The organism is Streptomyces sp. NPDC097640 (assembly GCF_040302705.1).
Taxonomy (GTDB): domain Bacteria; phylum Actinomycetota; class Actinomycetes; order Streptomycetales; family Streptomycetaceae; genus Streptomyces.
Window position 1 is genome coordinate 374,460 of the sequence record NZ_JBEOSB010000007.1, and the last position, 10,727, is coordinate 385,186.

The 10,727-nt window shown below is 63.2% G+C and carries 10 protein-coding genes; 3 read left to right on the forward strand and 7 right to left on the reverse strand.

What is annotated here, in order from left to right; all coding sequences use genetic code 11:
* Positions 1-10 precede the first annotated feature (10 nt).
* From ABTY62_RS13825 to ABTY62_RS13850, 6 genes are all read right to left on the reverse strand, one after another.
* On the reverse strand, positions 11-3,154 hold the full coding sequence (locus ABTY62_RS13825; RefSeq protein WP_352129617.1) for a type I restriction endonuclease subunit R: 3,144 nt from the start codon (positions 3,152-3,154) through the stop codon (positions 11-13).
* A complete protein-coding gene (locus tag ABTY62_RS13830) occupies positions 3,154-4,359 on the reverse strand; it encodes a restriction endonuclease subunit S (RefSeq protein WP_352129618.1) in 1,206 nt (401 codons plus the stop codon). Before ABTY62_RS13830 ends, ABTY62_RS13825 begins: the two co-directional genes overlap by 1 nt.
* Positions 4,356-6,101, reverse strand: coding sequence for an N-6 DNA methylase (locus tag ABTY62_RS13835; protein WP_352129637.1), 1,746 nt, complete (start codon positions 6,099-6,101; stop codon positions 4,356-4,358). Before ABTY62_RS13835 ends, ABTY62_RS13830 begins: the two co-directional genes overlap by 4 nt.
* A 499-nt stretch (positions 6,102-6,600) precedes the next feature.
* Positions 6,601-6,753, reverse strand: a complete 153-nt coding sequence (locus tag ABTY62_RS13840; RefSeq protein ID WP_352129619.1) for a hypothetical protein — start codon at positions 6,751-6,753, stop codon at positions 6,601-6,603.
* A gap of 198 nt (positions 6,754-6,951) precedes the next feature.
* A complete protein-coding gene (locus ABTY62_RS13845) occupies positions 6,952-7,167 on the reverse strand; it encodes a hypothetical protein (protein WP_352129620.1) in 216 nt (71 codons plus the stop codon).
* Positions 7,168-7,660: 493 nt separating this feature from the next.
* Positions 7,661-8,353: an ATP-binding protein gene (locus ABTY62_RS13850; protein ID WP_352129621.1), complete on the reverse strand. Its 693-nt coding sequence runs from the start codon at positions 8,351-8,353 to the stop codon at positions 7,661-7,663.
* A gap of 259 nt (positions 8,354-8,612) precedes the next feature.
* Here ABTY62_RS13850 and ABTY62_RS13855 point away from each other — a divergent pair, with 259 nt between their 5' ends.
* The 3 genes from ABTY62_RS13855 to ABTY62_RS13865 all read left to right on the forward strand — a co-directional run bounded on the left by ABTY62_RS13855 (position 8,613) and on the right by ABTY62_RS13865 (position 10,043).
* Positions 8,613-9,488, forward strand: a complete 876-nt coding sequence (locus ABTY62_RS13855; protein ID WP_352129622.1) for a helix-turn-helix domain-containing protein — start codon at positions 8,613-8,615, stop codon at positions 9,486-9,488.
* A 3-nt stretch (positions 9,489-9,491) separates the two neighbouring features.
* The gene (locus ABTY62_RS13860; protein WP_352129623.1) at positions 9,492-9,716 is read left to right on the forward strand and encodes a DUF397 domain-containing protein; all 225 of its coding nucleotides are present in this window, start codon (positions 9,492-9,494) and stop codon (positions 9,714-9,716) included.
* 90 nt (positions 9,717-9,806) lie between these two features.
* Complete coding sequence (locus tag ABTY62_RS13865) at positions 9,807-10,043, forward strand: CopG family transcriptional regulator (protein ID WP_352129624.1); 237 nt, start codon at positions 9,807-9,809, stop codon at positions 10,041-10,043.
* A 125-nt stretch (positions 10,044-10,168) separates the two neighbouring features.
* Here ABTY62_RS13865 and ABTY62_RS13870 read toward each other — a convergent pair.
* Positions 10,169-10,727, reverse strand: a 559-nt coding sequence (locus ABTY62_RS13870) for a tetratricopeptide repeat protein (RefSeq protein WP_352129625.1), incomplete at its 5' end; no start/stop codon positions are given.

The following is a 10,727-nucleotide window of genomic DNA, read 5'->3' on the forward strand; positions in this document are numbered from 1 at the left end:
GCTGCCGTATCTAAGAATCCACCTGCTGATCGACCGCTGCTTCGTAGAAGGCATCCGCGAGGGCGACGATGACGAAGTTGATGGCCGGCCCGTCGGTGAAGAAGTAGTCAGCCATCGTGTTGTGGGCGTCCTGGTTGTCTGCGACCGCCTCCGTAACGGCTGCTTGGAAGTCTGGTGACTCCATGAACTGTTTCTTGGAGTTCACCTTGGTCTGCCTGATCAGGTTCGGGTCGGCGAGCAACCGCTGGACGAGTCCCTGCACGAACTCCCTGACCTGGGACTCGGCGAACGATTCGGCGCCGAAGAGGTCGTTCATCTTGTCTATGACGACCTGGAGCGCGACGTACTTCGGATCTTTCTTCATTCCCGTGCCGGCTGCGCTGATGCCCTTCAGCTGCCCGCCGCCCACGAGCGAGATGTTGACCGGGATTTCCTTGTTGTGCTTGACCCCGACCAGCACCACGTCGGAGAGGTCCACGTCCGCCGCCCAAGAGGACTCGGCGATGACCTTCTCCAGCAGGCGCAGGAAGATCGAGAGCATCTCCATGTAGGGGTCGCCGTAGTCGACGATCTGGGACATGAAGTCATAGAGACGTACGTAGGTGGAGACATCCTTGCGGAATAGGTCGAGCGCCTGGAGCGTGACCTTGTCCTCCTCCTCGATCGCCCGCGCGTAGCGGCGCCGGAAGCCGTGCTGCGCCGGGCTGATCGCCGCCGAGAGCGCGTTGTTACCCTTCCGGGTCACCCACAGCTCGGCGACCTTGCGAACGTCGTCCTCGGTGTAGATTCCGGCCTGGGCAAGCTTGTTAGCCAGGTGGACGACGACGTACGGATCGGTCTCGGTCTCCAGAGTCGCGTTCTTGAAGTACGGCTCGAAGGCTGCCTTGATGTCCTCGGGCTTGTTGGCGAAGTCGATGACGAACGTCTTGCGCTTCTGCTCCCCACCAGCGGTGCGATGGGTGCGGTTGAGCCGCGAGAGCGTCTGCACCGCAGTGACCCCTGACAGCTTCTTGTCGATGTACATCGCCGAGAGTAAGGGCTGGTCGAAGCCGGTCTGGAACTTGTTGGCGACCAGCATGATCTTGTACGTCTCGCCCTTGAATGCGGCTGCCAGATCAGCCCCGGCGCCGGGGTTCATGTTGGCCTCGGTGAACTCGTCATCCTTCGACGGCTGCGGGCCCCAGTCGCTGTGCCAGGTCTCGTCCTCGGCCATCGTCACCCCGGCGGAGAAGGCGACCAGGGTGCGGTAGTTATACGAGGCGTCCTCGGTGCGGCGCCTGGCGATGTAGGCGTCGATGGCCAGCTTGTACTTCACCGCGGACTTGCGCGAGTCGGTCACCACCATCGCCTTCGCCTTGCCTTCAAGAAGGTAGGCGACGTTGGCGTGGAAGTGCTCAACGATGATCTGCACCTTCTGGCTGATGTTCGTCGGGTGGAGCTGCACCCACCGCATCAGACCCTTGCGGGCGGCGGCCTCCTCAACCTCTCCCCCGTCACCGCTCTCGGCCCTTCCAGCGATCTTCAACGCGGTGTCGTAGGGCTGATAGCCCTTGAGCACGTCGAGGATGTAGCCCTCCTCGATCGCCTGCTTCATCGAGTACAGGTGGAACTCGAGCGGCTTCCCATCGGCATCCTTGCGGCCGAACAGTTCGAGGGTCTTGTTCTTCGGCGTCGCGGTGAAGGCGAAGTAGGAAATGTTCTCCGACTCGGCCCGCTCGGTCATCTCCGATGCCAGCACCGACTCCACATCGACCTCGCCGCCCTCCTCGATCTCCTTGACCTCCTCAGCAGTCAGCACCTGCTTCAGCTTCGAAGAGATCTGACCCGACTGGGAGGAGTGCGCCTCATCGGCGATGACGGCGAACCGCTTGCCCTTCAGGCCAGCGTCGGTCCGGATCTCGTCCAGCGCATGCGGGAAGGTCTGCACCGTCACCGCGATGATGAGTTCACCGTTCTTCAACGCTTGCGCCAGCAGACCCGACTTCGACTTCGCGCCAGCCTTGCGGACATCCTCGGGGCTGATAGTCGCGACGATCTTGCCGGTGCCGTCGATCTGCCGGATCGCATCCTGCAGCTGGGAGTCGAGCACGGTGCGGTCCACGACCACGATGACCGAGTCGAAGACCTTCCGATCATCGACATGCAGCCGCGCCAGCCGGTGGGCCGTCCAGGCGATAGTGTTCGTCTTCCCCGACCCGGCCGAGTGCTCAATCAGGTACCGCTGCCCGGCACCCTCCTCTTTCACTGCCTCGACGATGCTCGTGACGGCCTCCCACTGGTGGAACCGCGGGAAGAGCATACTCGTACGCCGCACCGACGTACCGGTGGTGACGTCCCACTCCTCCTTGGTCTGCACGATCATCAGCCGCCCGATGATGTTCAGCCAGGCGTGTTTTTCCCAGACGCGTTCCCACAGGTACGCCGTCGACGACCGTCCGTCCGCGCCGGGCGGGTTGCCAGCACCGCTGTCGAAGCCGATGTTGAACGGCAGGAAGTGGGTCCTCTCCCCCTCCAGCCTGGTGGTCATCGCAGCGAGGTCGTTGGAGACCGCGAAGTGGACCAGAGCGCGGTGTCCGAAGGACAGCAGCGGCTCGGGCCGCCCCTTAGTCAGTGGGTTGCGGTCCTGCTTGTACTGGTTGATCGCCTCATCCAGCGACTGGGTGAAGTCAGTCTTCAACTCCACCGTAGCCACCGGAAGGCCGTTCACGAAGAACACCAGATCGAGGATGCGCTGGTCAGCGGTCGAGAAGTACACCTGCCGCACCACCCGCACCCGCATCGCCTCGTAGTGTGCCGTCGTGGTCGCGTTGAGCGAGGTCTCGGGGCGGAACTGCGCCATCTTCAACCGGCCGCCACCGATGTACTGCACCCCGTTGCGCAGAATGTTCAGTGTGCCCCCGCCATGCTCCAGCGGCCTGTCCAGCGCCGCGGTCAGCACGTCGAGGAACTTCGCCTGCGAGCCCGCCGCCTTCAACGCCTTCTCGTACGCCGGCTTCTGTGTCTCCTCCAGCCACGCGTACAGGTCGTCCGGGAACAGCGCCCGCTCCCGGTCGTACTCACCACCGTCACGGTCGTTCGCCGAGTACAGCCAACCGTGGTCCCGGAGGTACTCGCAGATCTCAGTCTCGAAGACCACCTCATTATGGTCAGCCATCACGCCACCTCTTGTACGTCGATCTGCCCCGTCACCGCCGCCGTGATGAGCGCTTCACGTCGCTCCTGTGCGAGCTCGATGAACCGCTCAGTCTCAGCGATCAGCTGGTTGATCTTGGCGGTCAGTTCGTCGAGATGCTCAACGATCAGGGTCTGCTCATCCGCAGGCGGAACAGCCACTGGAAAGCCAGCGAGAAGCGGACGCCGCAGCGACTCCATTGTCACGGTGTTGCTGCCGGCAAGTGCGATCGGCCTCAGGAATGTCGAGAGGTAGTAATAAAAGTACCGACCAGTGATCCCATGGAAGTCGGTGAAGACGTAGACTCGCTGGTGGGCCTGGAATTTTCCATCAAAGTAGTGAAACACCTTGCCGGTTCCACCCTGCCCGTCACCTGGGGTCATCACAGCCTCACCATCGAACGCGTACGCATCCGATCGCAGAATCTCGCGCCCGCGAACATAGAATGGGTAGGCGCCATCGTCGGAAGCATTCCCCGAGTCTTCATCACCTGTCGTGATGGTGCAGAGATGGCGCGTCGGAACCATGGCCCACGCTGACGGAATCAAACCGAGAAACTCGCTGCCCGAAGCACGTAGAGGCGCATCGTCGTCCAAGCCGCGCAGCAGGACCGCTCGGATCGCAGATTCCTGGCGCTCGCGGAGCATCTCGATCAGCCGCTGCTGCTCTTCGATGAGCGTGTCGATTCGGGCCGCCTCGCGGTCGAGGTAGTCGGCGATGACGCGCTGCTCCTCTGCAGATACGAGAGGTGCGGCTATCGACAGCAGGTCGGCGATGTTCAGTCGGGGAGTTCGGACGTTCCCAGCCTCTGTTCCGCCGATACCTCGGACCAGACTGGCCATGGTCGCCACTGTGGATCCGCTGGTGAGGAAGTAGTTCAGCCAACGTGAGTCGATCCTCGGGTCGACTCTGAGCACCGCGTAGTCCGGGCTGACGATCCCGTCCTCCGGGGCGATGCCAAGGGCCCCCTGGAACGCCCGCATACGGTTGATGACGAGGTCACCCGCGCGGCAGATCTTGTAGTTGGACAGATCCTCCGCCGCCGCCCTTGTAGTTGTGCCCGCAGCCTCCCGACGCCGGACGCCCCAACTGATCGACACCGACAGAAGCGGCAGGGCTTCGGCTTTCACCCCCGCTCGCACGTCGGATTCCGAGAGCAGCCGCTTGAGGCGGACGGAGTCGCTCATCCCTCCACCTCACGGAGAAGATCGAGGATCTTGGCGACCTGTTTCTCCAGGTCGGCGTCGATCTCGGCGAGAGGGCGGGGTGGGGTGTACCTGTAGAAGTGGCGGGTGAAGGGGATCTCGTAGCCGGTCTTGGTCTTGGCCCAGTTAATCCAGGCGTCAGGAACGTGCGGCTTCACCTCCGCGTCGAAGTACGTCTGGATGACTTCGCGCTCCCCTGCCGCGCCGGCGGTTGAGCCGCCGCAGGTGAAGGGCACATTTTCGGTGTCACGCTTTTTCGAGTCGGGCTTCGGGTTTCCCTTGCGGTCGACGACAGGCTTCCCGTCCTCATCGAGCAGAGGACGCTCGACGGTGATGGTCCAGTAACCGAACTCGTCGTTGCGCAGCATCTTGGAGAGGTCGGGGTCGGCGTCCTCGAAGTCGGCGTACAGCCGCACGACCTTGGCTCGGTCATCGTCGCTGATCTCGCGTCCCTTGGACCCGAGGTTCTTGCGCATCTTGGTCCAGAACGACGTGCCGTCGATGAGCTGGACTTTGCCCTGACGGTCGGGATGCTTGGTGTTGTCGAGGATCCAGATGTAGGTGGCGATGCCGGTGTTGAAGAACATGTTGGTCGGCAGGGCGACAATCGCCTCGACAAGGTCGTTCTCCAACAGCCACTTGCGGATGTTGGAGGGGCCGGATTCGGCGGCGCCGTTGAAGAGCGGCGAGCCGTTCATGACAATGCCGACGCGGCCGCCGCCGTCCTCGGGTGCGCGCATCTTGTGGGCCAAGTGGAGCAGGAAGAGCATCTGACCGTCTGAGGTCGCGGGGAGTCCCGGTGCGAAGCGGCCGTAAGGGCCGGCGGAGTCGCGCTCCGCCTTGACCGCCTTGGCGTACTGCTTCCAGTCCACCCCGTAGGGCGGGTTGGACATGCAATAGTCGAACTGGCGGCCCTTGAAGGCGTCCTCGGTGAGCGTGTTACCGAAGGCGATGTTGGTCGTGTCGTGGCCCTTGGCGAGCAGGTCGGACTTGCAGATGGCGTACGACTGCGGGTTGTACTCCTGGCCGAATAGGCTCAGCTTGGCCTCGGGGTTCTGGGCGAGCAGATGCTCCTCTGCCAGGGAGAGCATGCCACCGGTACCGGCGGTGGGGTCGTACAGCGACCTGATGATGCTGCCCTCGGAGAGGTCGACGTCCTTCTCCGCGAAGAGCAGGTCGACCAGCAGCCGGATCGCGTCGCGCGGCGTGTAGTGGTCTCCGGAGGTCTCGTTCGCGGCCTCGTTGAACTTACGGATGATGTACTCGAACGCATCCCCCATGTCTGCGTTGGACACCACGTCGGGGTGCAGGTCAACGGCGCCGAAGGACTTGACGATCTCGCGCAGGAGCCCAGCCTTCTCCAGGGCCAAGATCTCCTTCTTGAAATCGAAGTATTCGAACACGTCCACGTCGGCCGAGAACCGGTCGATGTAGTCAGCGAGGTTGTCCGCGAGCCCGTCCGCATCGGCCAGCAGGTTCGCGAACTCGTAGTTGGAAGTGTTGTAGAACGTCCGCCCCGTGGCCTTCTTGACCTCGACCTTGAGCCGGTTCGGGTTCTCGTACCTCGCAGCCAGCTCCCGTACCGCCGCGCGGTCCGGCTCGAGTACGCAGTCGAGCCGTCTCAGGATCGTGAACGGGAGAATCACTGTCCCATATTGGTTGGGGCGATAGGGACCCCGAAGTTGGTCAGCGATTGACCAGATGAAGCTACCGAGCGTGCTCACAAGTTCCTCACGAGAGTCGTTTAGCGGTGCCGACCACTTTGCCAGAGGCAGCAGCCACCGTCCCATGGTTCAGCCATGGGACCCCGCCGAAGGGCTGAAGCGCCGGCCTGTGCCACCGTCCTCCCTCCGGATCTCTGCAGAGCTGCGAATCAGCGGGTTCTGACGTCCACGGCTGACATCAACGACGCCGGAAGGGGACGTACACCAGCGCCTCTGCCCGGCTGTCCCACCAACCGACGACCTCAGCCGGAGAAGGCTCGGATCGAACTCCTAAGCGAATGTCACCCACCTCAACGTCCGAGTAGGAGCCATGCCCACGCCCGAGCGGACTGAGCAGGGGCACCTCTGTCCGTCAGGGCAGTGACGCAGGTGACAGAGCATGCTCCGCTGCCGTTCCGTATGTACCCGGGTACATGAACGGGCCAGCGCTCAGTACGGCGGGCCCGTAGCCGCGAGGCTGGGGCCCGCCGTACTCTTAAGTGTCCTGCGTAGAAGGCGTCTACCTAACGAACAGGACGTAGTAGCCCACGGTCCCGACGATGGCAGTCGTCGTGATCAGGGACTTCAGGCGGGCGGTCCGGGATTCGTCGGCAATCGCGAACCGGACCGTCTGCCCTACCTGCGTGAACAATTCGCGCACCAGCACCTCCATTATTTGTTTAACTCCCGAGTGGAGCTTCTAACCTTGCCTGTTACGAAACAAGAAAAGCCCGACCTCTAATCACTCCGGCGCCAATACGCCATCGTCGCGAAAAGAAATCAGGCTTGCGATTTCACAATATCTATTTATAAATATTCGAGCTTTGATTTATCCCCTGGCGAACTGAAGCCCACCCCCTGATGCCGTAGCTCAAGGCGCGAAGAGATCAAGCGCGAGAACTATATCACAGCCTCTAGCCTGCAACTTTGCCTCGGGAACGTCCTCCGCCACCGCGACGGTCACGCCGTCCTGATCCATCTCGATGGCCTCGCCTTGGCCCCGCGCGAGTGGGACATGATCCTCACCGCGTTCCACTACGAGCGACACAGGTGGCACACCCGTGAGGAGTGTGCGGAGTTCGTCCACTGGTATGGCTTCGACCTGATGAACTGGCTTCGGGCCCGGCGTAAACGCTCGCTGACGGGGTCCATAGGTATGTGGTGGTTCGGCCGATCTACTCTGCGTGGGCGGCACGGAGGCCACCACCGGCCACGCAGCCAGTGACACGTGTCGCACAAGTCAGCCTATACAACGCAGCGCGCTGAAGCGAGCACGGCCCCGCTGCCTGGGAGAACTCTGAGAGAAGACCTTCTCCCAGAGCCCCCGAGACCGCTCCAAACCAATCGGCACCCACCCCCGGACCTGCGCGAACGTCAGCACCAGCAGGTAGTGCACCTGCATGCCCCTCGGGGACGAATAGGTCGTGAGTCAAGTCCCGGCACGAACTGAATGAAACACGAAGCCAGGAGCCTGCGCCACGGGGTGGTTACGAGGAGCCCCCAGCCCATCGGGGCGGTGTCCCGACGGCCAAACGGCATGAGCAGGGGCGCACGATCTGACGCCCGTGAGCGGCTGTCCCCTATCCCCACTCCTGCCTCTCTTCTCGGCCTGAGGAGGGCGCGCCAGCGTCCCGGACGGTCAGCGGCTCGGCGGCATCGATTCGCACTGCCGAGCCGTCGTCCAGGGCTAGCACGACGGTGAGCCCGCCCGATGTGCGCTGCTGGCTGCCCACGCTGCGGACGGTATGCCACTCACCCCACACCCGTACGCACTGACCGGCACGGACCGTCAAGGCAGCGACCTCTACCCCGTCGCGTTCAGACACCAGATCCGGGGCCTTCAGCTCAGCCCAGACGGTCTTCCCGATCCCGCACGCCCGCCTTTCATAACCCCAGCGGTGAGCCAAAGCCTCCACAAGCAACAGCCCTCGCCCGCACGTCTCGTTCTCGTCCGGCCTTCGCACCTCGGGCTTACCCTCGCCGGCGTCGCTGACTTCGAGCCGAAGCACGCCTTCATCCACTAGCCGCACGATCCGCACCCCCACCAGTTGGTCATTGAGCACACGCACTCGCAGGGCGTTGGTCACCAGCTCGGACAAGACCAGCTCCCCCACCTCCACCGTCTCCTGCCCGATGCCCCAGCCGCCGAGCACGGAATGCAGCAGCGCTCGCGCCCTCGGAACGCTGTTCCGCCGAGGGGACAGCCGGAACTTGACTTCGTACGGTTCGCCCATGACAGCTCCCACCGATCCAGCGAGCAGTTCGAACTCCAAGGTGGGAGCGAGAACGTGCTCGGTCGTCAGTCACCCGTGCCTCTGAGTCATCGCACGGAGCTTGGCCACGCTCAGCATTCAGTTGAGCGCATAACGTCATGAACGCTAAGCTGCGCCCCACATCCTGGCAGCGTCAAGTCACACGTCGTGTCAATTGACACGACGTTGCGTATTGATCGTTCCTGGCCATATTGGGGTCGAGAATGTTCCTCATCCGCTCGGTCTTTGAGTTCAGCTCGCGGGCACAAGGAGAGAAGCCATGACCAACAGCAACAGCACCTTGCTGATGTCACGCGTCACGTTCGGCCGGACTCTGCGGCGTCTGCGGCATGAAGCCAATCGCTTCACCATCGCGGAAGTCGCGTCGGCGCTCGGCTGCGACGTCTCCTTGATCAGCCGGATTGAGAACGGAAAGCGGGTCTGCTCCCAGCAGCACTTCGCCCAGCTCATGGACCTCTACGAGGTCCCCGCTGACCAGCGTGACGAACTTGCCGAGCTGCACGCAGCCGCCCGGGAGCGGCGCCAGCCGTGGTGGGCGCCGTACAGCGAAGTGATCAGTGCGCAGTACGAACGCTTCCTCGGGTTCGAGGCGGCAGCCTCGACTGTCCACGAGTATCAAGTCGGGATCGTGCCAGGACTCTTGCAAACAGAGGCGTATGCGACGGCCGTCACCGGCGTGGGCTTCGCCTCGCTGGGACCCGATCAGATCGAGACCCTTGTCGAGGTGCGCGGCTTGCGTCAGCGGCACTGCCTTCACGAGACGAAATCCCCACTGGAATGCCACTACGTCATCGCGCAGGCTGCTCTGGATTTTCAGGTCGGTGGTGCGCGCACGCACCAGGAACAGTTGGAGCATCTACTGGGGGTCTCAGCGCATCCGAGTGTCAACCTCCGCGTCATCCCCTACGAGAAGGGTGAACAGGCCGCGCAAATCTCAGCCTTCAGGATCCTTCAGTTCTCGGACGAAGACGTGCCCGACGTGGCCTTCGGCGAGTCGGTCGCTGGTAGCTTGACGATGGACGACCCACGGGACCTGCGACGCCTGCACCGACTGTTCCGCAGTCTCACCGATGCGGCCCTCTCCCCAGAAGAGAGCCGCGACATCATCGCTCGTACGAGAAACAGGGAAAGCTGACTGATGGAGAAGATAGACCTCTACTCGATCGACCCCGCCTCCCTCACCTGGCAGAAGAGCAGTTTCACCGCGAACAATGGTGAGTGCTTCGAACTGGCACCCCTCCCTGATGGAGGGGTGGCTGTCCGCGACTCGAAGAACCCGTCCGGCCCGCATCTGTGCTTCACCTCTGGCGAGTGGCGAGCCTTCAAGGCAGGGATGACCGCCGGAGACTTCGACAATCTTTAGCCTGATCTTTCGCGACGGGTCACCGGTTCAACTTGCGGCTTTTCGGTTGTTCGGCGGGTGGCGGAGGTGGGAACGCCCAGGGAGATGAGCGTGTCTGAGCCTACCGAGAAGTACTCGATCACGATGCCGCAGGCCATCGCGGAAGCCGCCCGCGTGCGCAGCACCCCTTCCGACCTCTCCGCGTACGTCACCCGCCAGATCGAGCGGGACAATCTCAATGAGCTGATCTCGATCGCCGAGGCCGAGCACGGGCTGATCAGTGAGGAAGAGACTCAGGCCCAGCGAAAGCAGCTGCTGGACGCCCGCGAGCAGCAGCCGGGAGGCTGATGGAGCGAGCCCTCATGGGGCCGTCAGACAGCCTCCGCCTGTTGGTCTCGGTGGACTGCAACCAAAGAGGTCACCGGAGCGGCGACCCTGCCGCGCCCACGCCGGCCTGCGCCTCGACCGCTGCTTCAGCTTGTTTCTGTCAGCCGACGTTCGATGTTCTCGCGCGCCGCCACTGCGCGAGAATCGCCGAAGTCGGTGAGGAGCCTCAGCGCCTGCGCCCAGTGCCGACGGGCTTCCTCCGAGTTTTCGTCGAGTACGGCCGAGCCCAGACCATCCAGGGCCAGGGCCTGGTGCCATTCATCGCCGAGATCGCGGTGCGTCGAGGCGGCCTGGCGGTAGAAGTCGGCCGCCTCCGCATGACGCCCGAGCCGACGGTACACCTCGCCCACGCCCTGCCAGGCCAGCGCCTCCCGGCTGCGGTCCGCGAGGCGTCGGTGCAGCGTGGCGGATCGCTGATAGGAGATCAGGGCCTCGGAGAACTGGCCCTTCACCTGCTGGGCAGCGCCGAGAGTCAGCAGCCAGAAGCCCTCCAGACGCAGGTTGCGGAGGCCAAGGGCGATGTCAAGCGCAGTCTGGGCGAAGACCAGGGTGTTTCTAGCGGGGTGAAGTAGAGCCGGTAGGGCGGTGGTTTTGGAGACCACTGGTTCGGCGGTGGGAATGAGAGCCACCTGGTGTGATGGTGTG

Excerpts from the sequence above, each read along its gene's own strand:
- ABTY62_RS13825 (WP_352129617.1), bottom strand. The coding sequence starts at position 3,154 with ATGGCTGACCATAATGAGGTGGTCTTCGAGACTGAGATCTGCGAGTAC.
- ABTY62_RS13830 (WP_352129618.1), bottom strand. The coding sequence starts at position 4,359 with ATGAGCGACTCCGTCCGCCTCAAGCGGCTGCTCTCGGAATCCGACGTG.
- ABTY62_RS13840 (WP_352129619.1), bottom strand. The coding sequence starts at position 6,753 with ATGGAGGTGCTGGTGCGCGAATTGTTCACGCAGGTAGGGCAGACGGTC.
- ABTY62_RS13855 (WP_352129622.1), top strand. The coding sequence starts at position 8,613 with ATGACCAACAGCAACAGCACCTTGCTGATGTCACGCGTCACGTTCGGC.
- ABTY62_RS13860 (WP_352129623.1), top strand. The coding sequence starts at position 9,492 with ATGGAGAAGATAGACCTCTACTCGATCGACCCCGCCTCCCTCACCTGG.